The organism is Desulfobacula sp., from assembly GCF_030145145.1.
Lineage (GTDB): Bacteria > Desulfobacterota > Desulfobacteria > Desulfobacterales > Desulfobacteraceae > Desulfobacula.
This window is the reverse complement of sequence record NZ_JAQYWD010000010.1, coordinates 1-18,136: the sequence shown is the minus strand read 5'-3', so window position 1 is coordinate 18,136 and position 18,136 is coordinate 1. Positions and strand designations below refer to the sequence as shown.

Annotated in this window: 20 protein-coding genes; 3 read left to right on the top strand and 17 right to left on the bottom strand. The window is 45.6% G+C overall.

The window, feature by feature from the left end:
• Position 1 precedes the first annotated feature (1 nt).
• Entirely contained in the window at positions 2 to 988 is a 987-nt protein-coding gene (gene epsC, locus Q1Q15_RS07240) for a serine O-acetyltransferase EpsC (RefSeq protein ID WP_300458042.1), read from the top strand.
• The gene (gene cysK / locus Q1Q15_RS07235; RefSeq protein WP_300458041.1) at positions 972 to 1,895 is read left to right on the top strand and encodes a cysteine synthase A; all 924 of its coding nucleotides are present in this window, start codon (positions 972 to 974) and stop codon (positions 1,893 to 1,895) included. Before epsC ends, cysK begins: the two co-directional genes overlap by 17 nt.
• A 61-nt stretch (positions 1,896 to 1,956) precedes the next feature.
• On the opposite strand, the gene nifS is transcribed toward cysK, so the two are convergent.
• From nifS to Q1Q15_RS07205, 6 genes are all read right to left on the bottom strand, one after another.
• Positions 1,957 to 3,129 carry a cysteine desulfurase NifS gene (gene nifS / locus Q1Q15_RS07230; RefSeq protein WP_300458040.1) on the bottom strand — a complete coding sequence of 391 codons (1,173 nt, stop codon included), beginning with the start codon at positions 3,127 to 3,129 and terminating at the stop codon, positions 1,957 to 1,959.
• Between the two features lie 9 nt (positions 3,130 to 3,138).
• Positions 3,139 to 3,702, bottom strand: a complete 564-nt coding sequence (gene nifU, locus Q1Q15_RS07225) for a Fe-S cluster assembly protein NifU (RefSeq protein WP_300458039.1) — start codon at positions 3,700 to 3,702, stop codon at positions 3,139 to 3,141.
• 144 nt (positions 3,703 to 3,846) lie between these two features.
• Positions 3,847 to 4,560: a DNA/RNA nuclease SfsA gene (sfsA, locus tag Q1Q15_RS07220; protein ID WP_300458037.1), complete on the bottom strand. Its 714-nt coding sequence runs from the start codon at positions 4,558 to 4,560 to the stop codon at positions 3,847 to 3,849.
• Between the two features lie 19 nt (positions 4,561 to 4,579).
• Positions 4,580 to 5,365 (bottom strand): TIGR02757 family protein, encoded by a 786-nt coding sequence (locus tag Q1Q15_RS07215; protein WP_300458035.1) that lies wholly within the window; start codon positions 5,363 to 5,365, stop codon positions 4,580 to 4,582.
• Between the two features lie 89 nt (positions 5,366 to 5,454).
• The gene (locus Q1Q15_RS07210) at positions 5,455 to 5,943 is read right to left on the bottom strand and encodes a MarR family transcriptional regulator (protein WP_300458034.1); all 489 of its coding nucleotides are present in this window, start codon (positions 5,941 to 5,943) and stop codon (positions 5,455 to 5,457) included.
• A 97-nt stretch (positions 5,944 to 6,040) separates the two neighbouring features.
• The gene (locus Q1Q15_RS07205) at positions 6,041 to 7,396 is read right to left on the bottom strand and encodes a lysine 2,3-aminomutase (protein WP_300458033.1); all 1,356 of its coding nucleotides are present in this window, start codon (positions 7,394 to 7,396) and stop codon (positions 6,041 to 6,043) included.
• A gap of 430 nt (positions 7,397 to 7,826) precedes the next feature.
• Here Q1Q15_RS07205 and proC point away from each other — a divergent pair, with 430 nt between their 5' ends.
• The gene (gene proC, locus Q1Q15_RS07200; protein WP_300458032.1) at positions 7,827 to 8,684 is read left to right on the top strand and encodes a pyrroline-5-carboxylate reductase; all 858 of its coding nucleotides are present in this window, start codon (positions 7,827 to 7,829) and stop codon (positions 8,682 to 8,684) included.
• 90 nt (positions 8,685 to 8,774) lie between these two features.
• Here proC and Q1Q15_RS07195 read toward each other — a convergent pair whose 3' ends face one another.
• The 11 genes from Q1Q15_RS07195 to Q1Q15_RS07145 all read right to left on the bottom strand — a co-directional run bounded on the left by Q1Q15_RS07195 (position 8,775) and on the right by Q1Q15_RS07145 (position 17,807).
• On the bottom strand, positions 8,775 to 9,128 hold the full coding sequence (locus Q1Q15_RS07195; protein WP_300458030.1) for a DVU0772 family protein: 354 nt from the start codon (positions 9,126 to 9,128) through the stop codon (positions 8,775 to 8,777).
• Positions 9,129 to 9,350: 222 nt separating this feature from the next.
• Positions 9,351 to 9,926, bottom strand: a complete 576-nt coding sequence (rbr, locus tag Q1Q15_RS07190) for a rubrerythrin (RefSeq protein ID WP_300458028.1) — start codon at positions 9,924 to 9,926, stop codon at positions 9,351 to 9,353.
• A 14-nt stretch (positions 9,927 to 9,940) separates the two neighbouring features.
• A complete protein-coding gene (locus Q1Q15_RS07185) occupies positions 9,941 to 10,132 on the bottom strand; it encodes a ferredoxin (RefSeq protein ID WP_300458026.1) in 192 nt (63 codons plus the stop codon).
• Between the two features lie 51 nt (positions 10,133 to 10,183).
• Positions 10,184 to 12,328, bottom strand: coding sequence for a bifunctional TVP38/TMEM64 family protein/FAD-dependent oxidoreductase (locus Q1Q15_RS07180; RefSeq protein ID WP_300458025.1), 2,145 nt, complete (start codon positions 12,326 to 12,328; stop codon positions 10,184 to 10,186).
• A 58-nt stretch (positions 12,329 to 12,386) separates the two neighbouring features.
• Positions 12,387 to 13,508, bottom strand: coding sequence for an FAD-dependent oxidoreductase (locus tag Q1Q15_RS07175; RefSeq protein WP_300458024.1), 1,122 nt, complete (start codon positions 13,506 to 13,508; stop codon positions 12,387 to 12,389).
• A 50-nt stretch (positions 13,509 to 13,558) separates the two neighbouring features.
• Positions 13,559 to 14,389 carry a rhodanese-like domain-containing protein gene (locus Q1Q15_RS07170; protein ID WP_300458022.1) on the bottom strand — a complete coding sequence of 277 codons (831 nt, stop codon included), beginning with the start codon at positions 14,387 to 14,389 and terminating at the stop codon, positions 13,559 to 13,561.
• Between the two features lie 62 nt (positions 14,390 to 14,451).
• Positions 14,452 to 14,631 (bottom strand): rubredoxin, encoded by a 180-nt coding sequence (locus Q1Q15_RS07165; RefSeq protein ID WP_300458020.1) that lies wholly within the window; start codon positions 14,629 to 14,631, stop codon positions 14,452 to 14,454.
• A gap of 41 nt (positions 14,632 to 14,672) precedes the next feature.
• The gene (locus Q1Q15_RS07160) at positions 14,673 to 15,251 is read right to left on the bottom strand and encodes a hypothetical protein (RefSeq protein ID WP_300458019.1); all 579 of its coding nucleotides are present in this window, start codon (positions 15,249 to 15,251) and stop codon (positions 14,673 to 14,675) included.
• The gene (locus tag Q1Q15_RS07155; RefSeq protein ID WP_300458017.1) at positions 15,244 to 15,426 is read right to left on the bottom strand and encodes a hypothetical protein; all 183 of its coding nucleotides are present in this window, start codon (positions 15,424 to 15,426) and stop codon (positions 15,244 to 15,246) included. Before Q1Q15_RS07155 ends, Q1Q15_RS07160 begins: the two co-directional genes overlap by 8 nt.
• 37 nt (positions 15,427 to 15,463) lie before the next feature.
• Positions 15,464 to 15,628: a rubredoxin-like domain-containing protein gene (locus Q1Q15_RS07150; protein WP_300458015.1), complete on the bottom strand. Its 165-nt coding sequence runs from the start codon at positions 15,626 to 15,628 to the stop codon at positions 15,464 to 15,466.
• Positions 15,629 to 16,025: 397 nt separating this feature from the next.
• Complete coding sequence (locus Q1Q15_RS07145) at positions 16,026 to 17,807, bottom strand: aminopeptidase P family protein (protein WP_300458014.1); 1,782 nt, start codon at positions 17,805 to 17,807, stop codon at positions 16,026 to 16,028.
• Positions 17,808 to 18,136: the final 329 nt, after the last annotated feature.

The window sequence follows — 18,136 nt, the reverse complement described above, 5'->3', positions numbered from 1 at the left end:
AATGGATGATTTTTTAAAAGATAATTTATGCCAGATCGGAAGAGAAAATGCCTCCGAGGCTCGCAAAGATTTGTCAACGGCCATTACCGCCATTCTGAAGTCCATAGACGATGACAGAAGCTTTGCCCATATCGGGGATGAGCCCATTCATTTTTCAACCTCTGTAAAGGAGATGATTGATCAATTCAGAGAGATCCTCTTTCCGGGTTATTTTTCAAAAGAAAAAATTGACGGGGCAAACATGGTCTACAACTTGGGTCAGGGAATTTCTCAGCTGTATGATATTCTATCCGAACAGATCATTCACGTCCTCAGGCATGATTGTTTGCGCTACGGGCAAACCTGTTCCGAATGTGAACGCCATGGCAATGACGTGGCGCTAAAGGTCATCCAGCGGATTCCAGACCTTCGAAGGGCCTTGGCAGAAGATGTAAAAGGTGCCTATGATGGCGATCCTGCAGCAAAAAGTCACGATGAGGTCATTTTTTCTTATCCCGGATTATACGCCATAACGGTCTACAGAATTGCCAACATTCTATTTAAACAGGGCGTTCCCCAGCTGCCGAGAATCATGTCGGAACATGCCCATAGCCTCACCGGGATTGATATTCATCCCGGGGCAACCATCGGGAAACGGTTTGTCATTGATCATGGAACAGGTATCGTTATAGGGGAAACAAGTGTTATTGGAAACAACGTTAGAATTTATCAAAATGTCACCATCGGGGCATTGTCACTGCCCCCCAATGCCGGAGAAAAACTTCGGGGTGCCAAACGCCATCCCACCATTGAAGATGATGTCATCATCTATTCCGGTGCCACCATCCTGGGTGGAGAAACCATCATCGGGGCCCGGTGTGTTGTCGGGGGCAATGCCTGGCTGACCCAATCTATCCCGGCGGACACCAAAGTATTTATCGAATCGCCCCGCCTGATTTACAAACACCAGGAAACCCAGAAGGAGATGAACCATGAATACCCGGTCTGACATCACAAAAACCTGCGGCAATACCCCCTTGGTATATATCAAATCGGCAAGCTTGGAAACCGGGGCAACCCTGTATGCAAAAGTTGAATTTTTCAACCCGGCCGGAAGCGTTAAAGACCGGATCGGACTGGCCATGATTGAAGATGGCCTGAAAACAAAAAAAATTAACTCCGGCACCACCATAGTAGAACCCACCAGTGGCAATACCGGTATTGCCCTTGCCTTTGTCGCCCGGGTCAAAGGGTTGAAATTGATATTAACCATGCCGGAAACCATGAGCATTGAACGGCGACAGCTTTTAAAACATCTAGGGGCGACCCTTGTCCTCACCGAAGGATCAAAGGGCATGAAAGGCGCCATCGCAGAAGCCCAAAAGATCCTCAGGGAAACGCCCAATGCCTTCATGCCGGACCAGTTTTCCAACCCTGCCAACCCGGAGATCCATCGGCAAACCACTGCAATGGAAATCTGGAAGGATACCCAGGGGAAAATTGATATTTTTGTGGCCGGCGTGGGTACGGGTGGGACCATTACCGGGGTATCAGAAGTACTGAAACAGAAAAATCCCAAGATAAAATCCATTGCAGTGGAACCGGCGGATTCGCCTGTGATTTCCGGAGGACTCCCGGGTCCCCACAAAATTCAGGGGATTGGCGCCGGCTTTATCCCTGAAAATCTCAATATAGACATTCTCGATGAAATTGTTACGATTAAAAACGAAGACGCGTTTCAAGGGGCAAAAGATCTTGCCCGGGACGAAGGCATTCTGTGCGGAATTTCATCGGGTGCGTCCTTTCATGCGGCCAGGATCGTTGCCGCCCGCCCGGAGAACAACGGTAAAACCATTGTATTTATCGTCTGTGATACCGGCGAACGATACATGAGCACAGACCTGTTCAAAAATTAAACTGTTCAAATCCAATCATATGATCCCCCCCACGTTGGGAGGGGATCCATTGTCAGGCATTTTAAACCACTCGCCCATCTTTCCAGAACGGCGACATGTCTCTTAATTTCTGGATCACGGGAACAAGGGCTGTAATGATACGATCCATTTCATCCTTTGTGTTATAATGGGACAACGAAAACCGAATGGACCCATGGGCTGACTTAAACGGCACTTCCATGGCCATCAGAACATGGGAAGGGTCCAGAGAACCGGATGTACAGGCAGATCCGGATGACGCACAAATGCCCTCACGGTCCAGCATCAAAAGAATAGATTCTCCTTCCACGGCATCAAACCCTATGGACACGGTATTGGGCAGTCTCTGCTCGAGATCGCCATTGACCGAACAGCTGGGTATTTTTTCAAGGAGCTGGTTTTGCAGGTAGTCCCGAAGTTCCCTGACACGGGTATTCATAACGGGCAGATTTTTCTGGGCCAGCTCACAGGCTTTTCCAAGTCCGATAATGGATGCGGTATTTTCCGTACCCCCCCGCCGCCCTTTCTCCTGGTGTCCGCCAATCAGAAAGGAAGAAAACTTAAATCCCTTTTTCACATACAGCACGCCTATTCCTTTTGGCGCATGAATCTTATGCCCGGAAAGCGATAACATATCCACTCCGTTGGCTTTCACATCAATGGGAAGTTTACCGGCGGCCTGAACCGCATCCGTATGAAACAGGATTCCCTTTTCTCTGGCCTTTTTTGCAATATCTGCAATGGGAAACAACACCCCTGTCTCATTGTTTGCCCACATGAATGAAGCAATCGCCGTATTATCGGACATGCTGCTGTACAACAACGCCAGATTGAGACGGCCTTTTTTATCCACCGGAACATAGGTAACCGCATATCCCTGTGTCTTTTCCAGATGTTTGTAAAGGTTATTAATGGCAGGATGTTCGACATTGGACGTGATGATATGTTTTTTTTCAGGGTACGCGTTAATGGCAGAAAAAATAGCGGCATTATCACTTTCTGTGCCGCAGCTGGTGAAAATGATTTCATCCGGATCTGCATTGATGAAATCCGCCACCCGTTGTCTTGCCTGTTTGAGTTTTTTGCCAACTTTATCGCCAAAGGTATGCATGGAAGAGGGGTTGCCGTATAATTCCCCAAAATAAGGCAACATCTCTTCCAGAACTTCATCTGCAACTTTTGTTGTGGCATTATTGTCCGTATATATAATGTTCATGTTTTCAAATTATCCTTTGGCTTTAACAGATTCAATCACTTGTTCAATCCTTTCCAGGCACTTACCACATCCCCCCCCGGCTTTCAGGTAATTCGTCACATCCTCGGTGGTTTTAAGGTCATTTGCCTTTACCGCGTCAATGATCTCAAGATCTGTTACGTCAAAGCACTCACATACCATCTCGCCAGGTTTTTCGAGGATCTGGACCCCTCGGAAATTGGCAATGGCTTTTTTCAAAGCAGACTGTCCCATGACGGAACAATGCATTTTTTCTTTTGGCAGACCCCCCAGATAATCGGAAATATCATCATTGGTTACCTTTGACGCTTCATCAAGGGTCATTCCCTTAATGATCTCCGTCAACGCAGATGACGATGCCACTGCGCTGGCACATCCAAAGGTCATAAAAGATGCATCAAGGATTCTTTCGTTTTTATTCACTTTTAAATATAATTTCAATGCATCACCACAATTTAAAGAGCCCGTTTCGCCTATGGCATTGGCCCCTTCCAACTCACCCACATTCCGGGGTTTTAAAAAATGATCTTTAACTGCATCTGTGTAATCCCACATAAATTGTCTCCTTCAATAAAAACTCCACAGGGTTTTACGCTTTGTCCAAATATATAAGTTTAAAATACTACAAAGTGGTAGAATGTCAACAAAGACGGGCCTTTTTTTTAAAATATCAACGGCAAACCGGGCCTTTCTGAGATATCATGACAGATAAACCGGGACGACGGTTCCCAATCGAATCAGTTGCGTATCAATGATCGTGTCCCTTATCATAATTTCAACACCGTGGGTTACGGCTTTTTTCAATTTTTCAGCATAGGCCTTATCAATCATATCTGCCGGTTTAAACGCCCGGGCATCCATCCGCTGGATCAGATAAAAAATCACCCCCCTGTGCCCTAAAGAGACCAGGCGCTCAAGTTCTTCAAGATGCTTTTGTCCCCTTGTGGTCACCGCATCCGGAAACATGGCCATCCCCTCTTCCACCAGGGTGCAGTTTTTTATCTCCACATAACACTTTTCATTGGCCTGATTTTCCAGCAGCAGATCAAGCCGTGTGTGCCGGCTTGTTTTCACTTCAGCGGTCACCCTGTCATAGCCGGACAGCTCTTCTATCATACCATTTTCAATGGCCGCTTTTACCAGTTTATTGGGCAGCAGGGTATTGATGCCGACGAGGGTTTCCGGCACTTTAATCAGTTCCCAGGTATAATGGGTCTTTCTTTTGGGGTTATCACTCCTGGACAGCCAGACCGGTGATCCGGGAATCGCACACCCTTTCATGGATCCGGAATTCGGGCAGTGGGCCGTAACCTGCTCCCCTGTTTCAAGCACTATATCGGCCAGAAACCGTTTATACCGTCGAATCAGTATACCCGGGATCAATGGCGGCAGCCCAGCGCCCATGTATGTCATATCATCACCCTTTCCTCTGTCACCGGCAGACAACCGACTGCAAATCGTCCATGCCCAATTCCTTCCGGATACCAAACCGGGTCAGACAAAAATCATATTTAACGGGATCTTCCCTTAAAATACCCCTGAATCCCCGGGTAATGTCAAGCGCTGTTTTTAAATCCAGACTCTTTCGTTTTGTGAATCCAAGCAGGAGTCCTGTTTTATACATGTGGGTGTCCAAAGGGATGATCAATCTGGCTGGGCTTATCTTCGCCCATCCGCCCGGATCCACCCGATCTTTTCGTACCATCCAACGCAAAAACAGGTGGCTTCGTTTGCAGGCGCTCTTCTTTTTCGGATCCGCCAGCAGATGACCCATTGACTTGTTATGGGTTATCTGGTCAGAAAGAAAGGCAAGGCCTGGCAGGACCGTTTCATCGGCAAGGGTTGTTCCGGCATAAAAACAATTTTCCAGGGAGGAAAACCCCTGTAAAACATCCCGGATCCCCCATAAAAGGGCGGTCAGGTGAGTATCATTGGCAAACCGATATCGAAAGCCTTTAAAATCATGTGCCATATCTTTCTTCGTCCGGGTCATGAGATATTCAAAAGGCGTGGGCAGCAGTTTACCCAGAATATAGTCCACTGTTTTCATAATCATCACAACCCGCCCATAGGCAAAACAGGCCGCAATAAATCCTGCGATCTCCCGGTTTTTCTTTTCAGGATAATCATACAGGAACAAAAGCGGATCAGGGTCCACATAGTCGCGTTTATTATACTGCGAGTAGAGGCACTCCAGATTGTCTTTTAACGATATCATGATGTTTTGTATGCCTGACTGTCAATTTTATTTTCCATCATGACAAACATGTGATTTGAGGACCAGACCGGAGAAATTCAAACAATTTTTCAAGACGGTATTTTCACGGGATTGGAGACAGGAACAGCGGACGCACCCATTTTTTCAACAGACATCATTTTTACAATTTTGTTCATGGAACTTAAAATCATCAATTGTTCCCATTCTTCCAACCGGGTAAAAGAATCTGCAAATGCTTCCTGAAGTGGCGGGGGGGCCAGATCCAGGATATGCCTGCATTCTTCTGAAAGGGTAATCATGACTCGCCGTTTGTCTTGGTTGCTCCGCCTTTTGATGATCAGATGTTTATTCTCAAGCCTGTGGATGATATCCGTTACCGTTCCCTGGCTCAAACTGACCCGTCGTGCCAGTTCAGAAACCGTAATTTCTCCATTTAACAATTCCTGAAGAATAATCAGCTGGGGACCGGTCAACCCGAAATTTTTACTCAGGTGTTTCGAATGGATATAAAGGGCCTGTGTCATTTTCCTCAATAAAACAAGGAGCTCTTTGCACCGTAAATTATTAACCTGATCCACTTTTCCATCCTTTAAAATTGATTCTTGATATTATTTGGCGAATAATTGACTAAAAAGCAACAAATTTTTTACCTGTTCAAGGAAATCCCCACCGGTGTCAGCTCAATGCCATAATTGAAGAAAGGATGCCGGTGTCATCATCAAACGCATTCAGTCCCGAAGCGTCAGTATCATCCCGTTCAAAAAAGAAATCCGTTTCTCCAAAAGCAGGTTTTAATTCATTAATCCAGCAGGCGGTGTCATGATATTCAGCAAAAAATGGTTTCTCCACCCAGTCCGAAGACCTTGCCTGGATAAACGACATTGAGATAACCTTTTTCCCATTTATCTCGGGTATTCCATTGATTTTGATCTTTCCGGGCAATGCTGACATACTCGGCCCCCTGACGGTTCTGGCAAGGCCACTCACATGACTGAACGCCTCTCTGAAAATTTCATAGGTCTTTACCAGGGGGAGTGAAAAAAATCTGTGGGCGCCGGTATTTCTGGGAACAAACATGTAATAGGGAATAATACCCAGACTCACCTGGTCTAACCACATTTTTTCCCATATATCTGATGCCGCGTTTACATGATTCAAGACAGGCGACTGGGCTCTGATAACCGCTCCGGTCTCCCTGATCCGTTTCACAGCCTCACGGAAAGCACTGGTGGACATCTCCCTGTGATGATTAATATGGGCCATAATGGACAGGTGAATACCGGCATCGGTAACCTTTCTGAAAAGTTCCAGTATTTTTTCGGAATCCGTATCTGTCAGATACCTGTAGGGCCAGAAAGAAAGCGATTTTGTACCAATCCTGATGGTTTTTAGATTGGCAGCACCGGATGTCAATAACGCATTGATATAGACCTCCAGGCGACTGGCATTCATAATCATAGGATCACCACCGGTAAGGAGGACATCTGTAATTTCAGGATGACATTTCAGGTATTGAGCGGAAACTTCCGCCTGTTTCAACGCCATCCTATGCTCACTCATGCCGGTAAACTGCGGCCACCTGAAGCAAAAAGTACAATAGGCATGACAGGTTTGGCCCTGGGCCGGAAATACCAGCATGGTTTCCGAATATTTATGCTGAATGCCGCTGACCTTGTTTCCTTCCATTTCCGGGATATTATAATCCAGTTGACCCGCGGGGTGGGGATTCAACGCCAGCCGTATGCCATCAACGGCTTTATCCATCGCAAAGCGGTCCGCATGGGAGGTCAAACAATCGGAGATAATGTCGAAGTGCTTCGGGTCCATGAATTTTTTTTGGGGGAAATTAATGGTAAATAATGGGTCATCTGCATAGTGGTCCCAATCGATCAATTCATCCACCACATAATTGTTTGTTTTAAAGGGCAGGACCCTTCCCACGACAGCCATGTCAAAGATATCGGTTTCGGGCAGAAATTTTAACTTTGACATCTTATGATAGTTCTTAAGGGTATATGATTCATATTTCATAAAACAACATTCCTTGATTGATTTTTAGGTTGTACTCGATATATTTTTAATTAATATAACCTTAAATTACATTGGGGTCAATGTTTTTAAAAAATCAAATATCCCTTTATATAAGCCATTTTAACAAAAAGAATAGGCTATTTTTCATAAATTATACTTTCGATAAGAACTATCTAGTAAATTCTAAAAAGCATGGAATCATATCGCCCTTTGCCAAGCAATGGCCCATAAAACCTGCCCATCGGGTCCAGAATTTATCGATCTGTGCGGTTAGCCATTAGCGGCAAAAAAGATGTTGAACCGTTTTATAAAAAAACGAATGGTCAATGATTAAAAACTAACCGCACAGGTAGAAATTTATCTTGACTATATTAATTTTAACGGCTTAATATAATTTTTTTAATCAATCATACGAAGGAGTATCGTCACTATGCTGCAGGAAAAAAAAATAGGATTTATTGGAAGTGGAAATATGGGGGAAGCGTTGATCAGTGGGTTGGTTCTTTCCAAAGCAGCAAAACCTGAAAATATTATCTGTTCAGATATTTCAGAAAATCTTTTGGAAGACATTCACAACAAATACAGGGTCTCCACCACTACTGACAATATTAAAGTGGCCCAGCAATCTGAAATCGTCATCTTTGCCACAAAACCCCAGATCCTGGGATCGGTCTTAAAAGAAACCGCAGCGGTGCTGGATCAATCGAAACTGATCATTTCCATTGCAGCCGGTGTACCACTGGCTGCCATCGCATCAGGGCTCCATAAGGAGCTTCGTCTCATCCGGGTCATGCCCAATATCTGTGCATTTGTTAAAGAAAGTGCCACTGCCATTGCCGCCGGAGAATATGCATCAAAAGAAGATGTGGCCCTGGCAAGAGCCATTTTTGATTCTGTCGGAAAAACAGTCTTTATCCAGGAAAATGTCCTCATGGATGCCTTCACCGGCTTGAGCGGCAGCGGTCCGGCTTATATCTTCATTATTGTGGACGCCCTGGCAGATGCGGGCGTCAAAATGGGGCTGTCAAGGAAAGATTCTCTATTTCTATCCACCCAGACCGTCCTTGGCGCAGCAAAACTGTTGCTTGACTCCAAAGAGCACCCGGGACAGCTCAAAGACCGGGTGGCCTCTCCCGGCGGAACAGCCATTGCCGGCATCCATACCCTGGAGCAGGGAGGACTTAGAACCACCCTGATAAATGCAGTGGAAGCCGCTGCAAAGCGATCAAAAAAACTGGGAGATATGATGGTAAAAGATTTTATAGAAAACAATAAAAACAACACATAAAAAAACCCTTCGGGGCAGAAATGTGAATACGGCATTTCTGCCCCGAACATCCGGCAATGGAAGGTTAAGCGGGTGGTGACACGTTTGAACCTAAACGGCAAGCTCCTTTTTAAGCCACTCTCTAACCTTTCCTTCAACTGCATATACCCCCCTGTATTGACCGATTCCCTTCATGAACTCTGTCTCAAGATTTCTCGGAAGCCTGAAATCTCCCAATTCTTCCGAATCAAACCCTTTCCGCCTGACCAGGGTCAGAATCGGCGGATTTTTCCACGTATTGATGACGAAATACACGGTTTCATTCTCATTATCCCTTGAATTATAATAGGCTTGAGATCTTAACGGTCCCCACTCAAGATGAAGCGCAATGGCTTCTTCAGGGGTCATATCCCAGTCCACTGAATTGACCAGGTTAAAATTTTCTTTTATATCATTCAGCTGCATAACCACCTCCGGTTTTTTTATATCAGATCCAATCTTATTCATACTCTGATGAAATGAAATGCAAATTTTATGCCGTTGGCATTGATTTGACCAGAATCCTATGAATGAAAAGGCTTTCTGCACCCAGAGAGGATAAAACATGCTGAAACGAAATGATCGCCACAGACATGAGACACAGCAAATGAGACCATTATGTCTCATTTGCTGTGTCTCATTTACAATTTACCAATTTTCACACAGCAACTCAAAAAAACCGGCGGGCTTCACACAAGCCGGGCACTTTTGGGGGGCTGCTTTTCCCGTGTGAATGTATCCACAGCTCAGGCACCGCCAGACGCGTTCATCGTCTCGTTGAAAGACCCTGTCCGCTGCAATATTGTCGGCCAGCTCAAGGTAGAGCTTTTCATGGTGCTTTTCAGCGACAATAATATTGACAAACGTATCTTTTGCTCTCTCAAACCCTTCATCTTCAGCGATTTTGGCAAATTTGGCATACATGTCCTCACTGACATATTTTTCCAATGCGGCCGCCGAAAGAAGGTTGGCATGGGTATCCTTGATCACACCAGTGGGAAAGGTCCATTGTATTTCAAGCTCCCCCCCGTTGAAAAATTTAAAAAACCGCAGGGCATGTTCAAATTCCTGGCCTGCCGTTTCTTGGAAGATTTTCGCAATCTGGATATACCCCTCATCCCGGGCTTTGTTGGCAAAAAAATCATACCGTGTTCTGGCCTGGGTCTCTGCTGCAAAGGACGTATGAAGATTAATCGCTGTCTGGCTTTCCCTGAACTTAACCATAGACACCTTCTTTTTTATTCTTCAATAATAATGGCATCCGCACCGCATTCATCGGCTGCCTGACGAACAATGGCTTTAAGATGTTCCGGAATCTCATCCATTTTAATCGTAGATTTTAATTGATCTTCATCATATTCAAACACTTCAGGACAAAGATCGTTGCAGTTCCTGTCACCCATGCACTGTTTGGTAATCGTTACTTTCATTTTTAATTTTCCTCCATTTTTAAATAATTTATTTTACATCTGACAACTTGTTTATTTTCGCATCCAGTCGTGGTATTTCCCCACCCATACAAGTAATTTTTTAGGTGCATGAACTCTCTTCCACACCCCGGCTGCATACTTATTGGCTTCCGCCATTGTGGGATAAATGTGGATGGTCCCAAGGATTTTATTCAACCCTATTCCGTGCTTCATTGCAAGCACAAACTCGGAAATTACGTCAGCCGCATGATGCCCCACAATGGTAACCCCCAATATTTTATCCTTTCCCGGTACCGTCAAAACCTTTACAAATCCATGATCTTCAGAATCTGCAATGGCCCGGTCAAGGTCATCAATGCCATATTTAACCATCTCATAATCCATCCCGGCCAGGGTGGCCTCTGTCTCATTAATGCCGACCCTGGCCACTTCAGGATCCGTATAGGTTGCCCATGGAATGGTATCATAATCCACGCTGAATTTTTTTAATCTGCCAAACAATGCATTGACAGACGCATACCAGGATTCGTGGGCTGCCGTGTGGGTAAACTGATACCGGCCATGCACATCGCCACTGCAATAAATATTGGGATAATTGGTCTGTAAAAATTCATTGGTTTCAATCTGTTGATTCCGGGATATATCAACCCCCAGTTCTTCAAGACCAAATCCCTTAACATTCGGTACTCTGCCAAGGGCAATCAGAATCTCATCAAATTTTATCCGGACCTCTTTTCCCTGATGTTCACAAATCAGTTGTTTCTCCTCCCCCACAACGTCCACTGATTTGGCAGCATGCGTCAACAACACCTCAATGCCTTCAGCCTGAAACCGGTTTAATACAATTTGGGCGGCATCGGGATCTTCCTTTTTCATTATCCGGGAACCCCTCTGGACAAGGGTCACCTTTGACCCCAGTCTTGCGAACCCCTGGGCCAGCTCACACCCAATGGGTCCTGCTCCCAGCACCACCAGGTTTTTGGGCAGTGTCCGGATATCCCAGATCGTATCCGAGGTCAGATAGGATATCTTTTCCAGCCCCGGCAGGTCAGGCACCATTGGTGTTGCACCGGTGGCTACAATGATATTTTTCGTGGTTAAGGTTCTATCCCCCACACAAACCTCAAACGGAGATGCGATGGTTGCCCGACCCTGAATACACTCCACCCCCAATTCAGTATACCGGTCAATGGAATCATGGGGGGCCACTTTCTTGATAATAGATTGAATCCGCTCCATGACCGCTGCAAAATCAAATGTGATTTCAGCCGTGTCCAGCCCATAGTCCTTGGCTCTTTTCGCATGGGCGAGAAGTTTGGCACTGGCAAGAAGGGCCTTGCTGGGGATGCAACCGGTATTCAGACAATCCCCGCCCATCCGATGTGCCTCAATCAAAGCGACTTTTGCATTCACGGCTGCGGCAATATAGGATGCCACAAGCCCGGCAGATCCCGCACCGATGACCACCAGATTATAGTCATATGTCCTGGGCTTTATAAATTTAGCCCATACCTTCCGCTGCCTTACAGCCGCGGTGAATCGTTTGGCGATAATCGGAAAAATCCCCAGCAGGGCAAAGGACACCAGAAGGTTCAACGATAAAATCCCACCGGCTGATTCGATTTTAGCCAACTGAGTTCCCGCATTGACAAACACCAGGGTTCCAGGCAGCATGCCGACTTGGGAAACCATATAAAAAACGCTTGGCCGCAGCGGGGTCAACCCCATCACCAGGTTGATCACAAAAAAAGGAAACGCCGGCACAAGCCTTAACGTAAACAGGTAAAACCCCCCCTCTTTTTCTATCCCCCTGTTAATGGCAGCAAGCTTTGAAGAAAATTTATGCTGAACCCAGTCCCTGAACAGGTACCGGGAAAATAGAAAAGCAAGGGTCGCACCGATGGAACTGGCAAAGGAAACCAGAAGCGTCCCGTAAATGACCCCGAACACGGCACCACCTGCCAGGGTCATCATGACAGCACCGGGAAGGGACAAAGCCGCCATGAGGATATAAACGGCCATGTAAATTATCATGGTGGTAACGTTATGCTCACCGTAATAATCGTTGAAGGCATCCAGTTTATTTTTCAGGCTGGCCAGCGAAAAATTGTGATCCAGATCAAACCAGAAAAACAGGACGATTAGCCCGGCGATTACAACCAACAGTGCGACCTTGAATCCCTGGTTTTTTTTCATTCGTGTTTTCCTTTTTTACCCCGTTTTCAATCCTTGATGACCATTGCAAAAGGGCCGGTTATATCTGCTTTTCAATGGCCTGAAATTTCTTCATGAATTTACGGTCAATATAGTCTTTCACCATAAAGGCCATTTTCCCGCCAAACACCAGACTGTTTTTCTTTAATACCCCCTGTCCACCGCCGATGTTAAAAATCAACAGATAATCAGGCCCCGGATCAAACACCTCAAGTGTGCCGCCTTCCAGGGCTGCCATCAGGTTGTGCAGCAGAACCGGGTTTTGTCGAACCGCATATACCCCCACCTTATCCAGCGGTTGATCTTTAAAGCAGATACAATCCCCACCGCCGAATATGTCAGGATAGCTGACAGACTGCAGGTATTGATTTACCAGAAGCCCTTTGTCCGGCCCCACAGGCAGACCGGATGCCTCAAAAATAGTCGAGGGTTTGACCCCCATGGCCATGAAAATAAAATCGGTTGAAAATGTATCGCCGGAGTCAAGACAAATTTCATGGGATTTGACGTCTTTGACATAACCGGTCTCATGGATGAGAACCCCCCTTTTTTTAAGGGAAGCAATAACCCTTAATCGCACTTTATCAGGAAACCGGGACATGAATTTTTTACCGGCAAAAATATGGATTTCCGGCAGATGCTGGTTCATTTTTCTTGCCAGCTGCCAGACATTACCCGCCACTTCTGCAGATGAGGGGCCACCGCCAACGATACTGACAACACCCTTTTTCATCGCAAAAAGGGCCTTGAGTTTATCCGCTGCTTCCATGAGTTTTTCAATGGGTTTAACCGAAAAAACCGTATCACTGTTTTCAAACGTTTCCGGCATGGGAACATAACTGCCCGCATTAAAGGAAAGGACATCATAGGGAAACGTATGACCGGTCTGTGTATAAATCTCTTTTTTCCCCGGGTCGATCCGGACCACCTTGTCCTTTACAAAAACGCCCCCCTGTTTTTGAACCACCATTTTTGTCTCAAATCGGATATCCTTCGGTGTATAGGTCCCGCCCAGCATTCCCGGTCCCATACCGGAATAATAGTGATGAAAGGAAGGACCGATCACCGTTACCTTAAACCCCTTTTCAACAAACGTATCGATATTCTCAAGGGTCATCATGTGTGCATGGCCCCCTCCAACAAGCACAAGATTTTTTCTCAAGCTAGCTTCTCCTTTTCCGTGTGACCTTCAGGTTACGTGTGACCTTTAGGTTAAAGACTGTCCATGAGTTTCGCCAGGCTTGCCAAGTGTACTTTTTCTTCATTGGCAATCTTATTGATGATCTCCCTTGATGCCTGGTTTTCAATTTTAAATGATACCCTTTGATAAAGGTCCAGGGCCTGGGCTTCTATTGACATGGCAAGGGAAATGACGTCTGTCTCAGACGTCAGATCCGGATTGAACAGTTCCAGATATTCCCGGGTAGACAGACCGCCTTCCAAGGCCTTTACTTCAACCGTTTTTTCAAAGGCCTCTTTGCTCAGTTGTGTATCACTGATGTCACAATATGCCGTATAAATAGACATCTGATGTTTCACTTCAATCTCCGACAATTTCGCGAAAAGGTCTTTTACGGCCGCATTTTTCGCTTCTTGTTCCATGGTCACATAAAATTCCTGCAGCCCCTGTTCAAGGGAATACGCTACCGTTAACACATCCAGCGGCGATTCTTTGCCGCTGAAAAGGGTCATCCCGAGATCCTGGGGTCCAATGGCGGTTTTTGCGTGCCAGGCCTTTATCCCGCCGGAGACATTATAGACGTGTTTAAACCCCTTTCCTGCCAGCATCTGTGCAGCCACCCGGCTACGTCCGCCCACGGCTCAATAGACCAGGGTCGGTTTTTCAGGGTCCAACTCACCCAGCCGGTCTGACAGCTGGGGCAAAGGGATCAGGACAGCCCCTGGAATATGGCTGTCCTGGTATTCCGAGGGCTGCCTGACATCCAGTATGGTGATCTGCTCTCCCGGGTGTTGAGCAATATAGTTTTCCGCCTCATTAAAATCCAATGATTTGGCCGGTGTAAAAAACTGCATCCATTTCATACCAACGTCTCCTTTTATTTTTTACCCTTTATAAAAACTGTCTAATCATTCGAAGTGCAGACTTAACCAAGGCATTTAAACGCTTTGGTACTGGCACCGCAAACCGGGCATTTCCAATCCTCGGGCAGATCTTCAAATTTCGTTCCTTTTGCAATCTTTCCTTTTCTGTCTCCTTTATCCGGATTATAAATATAACCGCAATTCGTTGTCTGGCATTGATACATATCTTTGGGTTCTGCCATTTTTAAACTCCTTTAATTAATTTAAAGATACCGTCATACATTCATTTTTTAACCGGCCCTGCAGACATGAAATTTCGTTTGGACCGTCGGTGTATGACCGTGTCCATATAATTTATTTTTATCGGCAGGGCCTGGAAATCGGAAAGACGGATGGTCTTTTTCGCTTTTCCGGTTATTACCTGTAAGTGTCGGGAAAGTGTACACCGCTTTGGGCAATCTGTTTTACCCAGATTATATATCTTTTGAAGCAGCGGATAGGCGGTTCCGGAAAACTGAACATTTTTTTGTTTTGCCCTGGGCCCGGTCAGGGCAACCCCCGCGTCAATTTGATGACCCGGCATTTGGTCATCCCTCCCCACGGTCACACAGACCAGAGGGACTTCCTTTGTGTTGTCCAGGGATAAAAAACCGGACACGGTTTCATCATCAAAATCAACCAGAATGGAAGCCGTTTGATCAAGGGATGAAAGATTCTTTATCAGATTGATTTTATGCTTAAAATCATACGATTTAACCGGCACTGGATAATGATCAAAATCTAGCGCGCGGGGCGTTATCCTGTGCCGGTTATATTTTGTTGCCCAGTGATACGCTTTGGCACTGGCGATCTGATCATCCATCCGAGCCGGTGTCTTCCTCAATGTCTGCGTCCATCCGCATCATGCACTCGTGACAGTCAAGTTCAATATTGGGAACATCACCATATCGTTTTTTCATTTCCGCTTCAGACAGGTGAGCGACTTCTGAACATCCACACTGGGGACAAGACGTTTTTATTCTGTATTTTTTTGTCATAACAGCCTCCTGAAATCCGGTTTATCGTATCTGACATTTATTCTCCACCCTTGATCTGGGGGTCATTTGGCTTTCCTGCGCAATCGGGTGTATAGCAGGAGTTGTCAACAAAGGAACAGTCACTCTTGCAGGACGGACATTCTTCCGGCGGCGTTTCAGCTTCAAGCGTATACCCGCATTTACTACATAACCAGCTAACCATAATATTTCTCCTTATTTTAATTAATAGACGATTGTTACCAGGTTTATTCCCTTCTATCGCTCTTCTGGTACAATTCTTATATCTTATAAAAAATATTTCATACAAAAAGCATACCAATATATAAAAAACATACCCATATTTTTATGAGTCCTGCCATCATTTCATTTCTTAATACCCCCCATGCCCTGGTGGGCACAACAAATCATGAAAAATGTTTTAACCACAGAGACCACAGAGGTATCCTCTGTGAGCTCTGTGGTGATATTCTTTTCATATAAAAACATGACCGATAAAGAACAGGTCCCGGATGAACACATCAGGGGGATGGCCCCATAGAATGAATAGTGACTGTCTCTTTTATAGCACGCATTTTCCCCAACGGCAATGGATTCCCCATTTAAATGGGCCGGGTTTTTTCCCTGAGCCAGGATGCCACTGCTGCATCCAGATGGGGAGACAGTTTTTCATTTACCATGGCATGATAGGCATTGATCCACTCTTTTTCGTCACTGGACAACAGATCCCCGGCCATCAAATTTCTTTCAAAATGACACAGCGTCAAGTTCTCAAATTTCATAAATGTCCCGAACTCATTTTCAAAGGCCTGGTCCACAAGAATCATGTTTTCCAGCCGGATACCATACCGGCCCTCTCTATAGAGGCCGGGCTCATTGGTCAGTACCATGCCCTTTTCAAGTTTGACATCAACCGGATGGGGGCTTATTTTCGCCGGGCCTTCATGAACACATAAAAAGAACCCCACGCCATGCCCTGTACCATGACCAAAATCCATGCCCTGCTGCCACAAATACTGCCGGGCAAGCGTATCAATCTGAAAACCTTTAGTGCCGCTGGGAAACAAGGTTGTTGCCACAGCAATATGACCTTTGAGCACCAGGGTATAATCTATTTTTTCCTGTTTTGACGGTTCTCCCCGAAAAATGGTCCGGGTAATATCGGTGGTACCGGTAAAATAATTGCCCCCGGAATCGGTTAAAAACATCCCGTTTCGGCCAATGACCGCATCGGATTCTTTGGTTGCCGTATAGTGACACATGGCTGAATGATCCTGATACGCCATAATCGGATCAAAGCTGTTGTCCACAAACAACGCCTGACTTTTTCGAAATGCATACAGTTTATCGGCAACAGACCGTTCGGTAATTTGTGCATCTGCCGGTTGATGTTCCAGCCAGAAAAGAAAATGAACCACCGCCACCCCATCTTTAACAGCTGTCTGTCTCAAATGAGCAATTTGTGTCTCATTTTTTATTGCCTTCAGTGCAATGGCTGGATTGGGTTTTTTTATAATCTTGCAGGTTTTATTGATCGACTGATACAATCTGTAACTGGTATTTTCAGGATCTATCAGAATCGTCTGGCTGTCTTGAATCTGGGATAAGGCATCCATGATGCCGTCATATTCAACAAGGACAATACCATCCCGGTTCAATTCCTGTTCAAGATCATGGCTGATTTTTTGTTTGCTGACAAATAAAGATACCGTTTCCGGGGCAATCAAGACAAAAGCAATGTTCACCGGATTGGTATGGATATCCTGTCCCCGAAGATTCAACGTCCAGGCAATATCATCAAGGGTTGCCATCAAATGATACGCCGCTCCCAGGGCATTCATCTGTTCCCGGATGACCTTGATGTTTTCTTGCCGGCGATTTCCCGTATATCGTTTTGACAACGAAAAAGCATTGGACATCGGTCGGGCTGGCCTGTCGACCCAGATATCCTTGATCATATCAATGGTTGTCTTCAACAACAGACCTTTGGTTTCAAAATCAGCTTCAATCTTTTCCACATTTGCCATGCTGACCACATTTCCATCAATACCGATGGTATCGCCGGATTCCAGATTCTCTGACAACCATTTTTCAACGGAGGGGACTGACGGTTCTCCCATTTTATACAGCTTGAAATGTGAGTCCGCGATCTGTTTTTCAGCCTGGATGTAGTATCTAAAATCCGTCCATAGAATGGCATGGTCAAGGGTAATCACCGCTGTTCCGGCCGAACCGGAGAACCCGGTGAGCCATTTTCTTGCCTGCCAGTGTTCGGCCACATATTCACTCTGGTGGGGGTCACCGCTTGGGACGACAAGTGCGGCCAGTTCATTGTCCTTCATCCATTGTCTGACACACGCTATTTTCTCATTGGTATTCATCATTTGACCTTGATTCCTGTCTGAAAAATTTTTAATGATATCTGGCTATTTTCACACATTCCCATACCGATCTTCTTGAACTATACTATAATTTAAAACTTTCTCACAAATTTTTTTTACACTTTCCCATAAAAAGGGTTTAAGCATTTATATATCCTTGGATATAGAATCGGATGGAACCAGAGGAGAAAAGTGAACTTCCTGTTAGGATTGCCGCAGGGCAATCGCATGTAACTTTTTATGAATATCCCATACCCGTTCAGACCAGATTACCTTTCCTTCGCTGGATGGGCTATGTTGACAGGCTCTATGCCGGGCTACACTTGTGGCGG

Excerpts from the sequence above, each read along its gene's own strand:
- epsC (WP_300458042.1), top strand. The coding sequence starts at position 2 with ATGGATGATTTTTTAAAAGATAATTTATGCCAGATCGGAAGAGAAAAT.
- cysK (WP_300458041.1), top strand. The coding sequence starts at position 972 with ATGAATACCCGGTCTGACATCACAAAAACCTGCGGCAATACCCCCTTG.
- nifS (WP_300458040.1), bottom strand. The coding sequence starts at position 3,129 with ATGAACATTATATATACGGACAATAATGCCACAACAAAAGTTGCAGAT.
- nifU (WP_300458039.1), bottom strand. The coding sequence starts at position 3,702 with ATGTGGGATTACACAGATGCAGTTAAAGATCATTTTTTAAAACCCCGG.
- sfsA (WP_300458037.1), bottom strand. The coding sequence starts at position 4,560 with ATGACATACATGGGCGCTGGGCTGCCGCCATTGATCCCGGGTATACTG.
- Q1Q15_RS07215 (WP_300458035.1), bottom strand. The coding sequence starts at position 5,365 with ATGATATCGTTAAAAGACAATCTGGAGTGCCTCTACTCGCAGTATAAT.
- Q1Q15_RS07205 (WP_300458033.1), bottom strand. The coding sequence starts at position 7,396 with ATGAAATATGAATCATATACCCTTAAGAACTATCATAAGATGTCAAAG.
- proC (WP_300458032.1), top strand. The coding sequence starts at position 7,827 with ATGCTGCAGGAAAAAAAAATAGGATTTATTGGAAGTGGAAATATGGGG.
- Q1Q15_RS07195 (WP_300458030.1), bottom strand. The coding sequence starts at position 9,128 with ATGCAGCTGAATGATATAAAAGAAAATTTTAACCTGGTCAATTCAGTG.
- rbr (WP_300458028.1), bottom strand. The coding sequence starts at position 9,926 with ATGGTTAAGTTCAGGGAAAGCCAGACAGCGATTAATCTTCATACGTCC.
- Q1Q15_RS07185 (WP_300458026.1), bottom strand. The coding sequence starts at position 10,132 with ATGAAAGTAACGATTACCAAACAGTGCATGGGTGACAGGAACTGCAAC.
- Q1Q15_RS07180 (WP_300458025.1), bottom strand. The coding sequence starts at position 12,328 with ATGAAAAAAAACCAGGGATTCAAGGTCGCACTGTTGGTTGTAATCGCC.
- Q1Q15_RS07165 (WP_300458020.1), bottom strand. The coding sequence starts at position 14,631 with ATGGCAGAACCCAAAGATATGTATCAATGCCAGACAACGAATTGCGGT.
- Q1Q15_RS07160 (WP_300458019.1), bottom strand. The coding sequence starts at position 15,251 with ATGGATGATCAGATCGCCAGTGCCAAAGCGTATCACTGGGCAACAAAA.
- Q1Q15_RS07155 (WP_300458017.1), bottom strand. The coding sequence starts at position 15,426 with ATGACAAAAAAATACAGAATAAAAACGTCTTGTCCCCAGTGTGGATGT.
- Q1Q15_RS07150 (WP_300458015.1), bottom strand. The coding sequence starts at position 15,628 with ATGGTTAGCTGGTTATGTAGTAAATGCGGGTATACGCTTGAAGCTGAA.
- Q1Q15_RS07145 (WP_300458014.1), bottom strand. The coding sequence starts at position 17,807 with ATGATGAATACCAATGAGAAAATAGCGTGTGTCAGACAATGGATGAAG.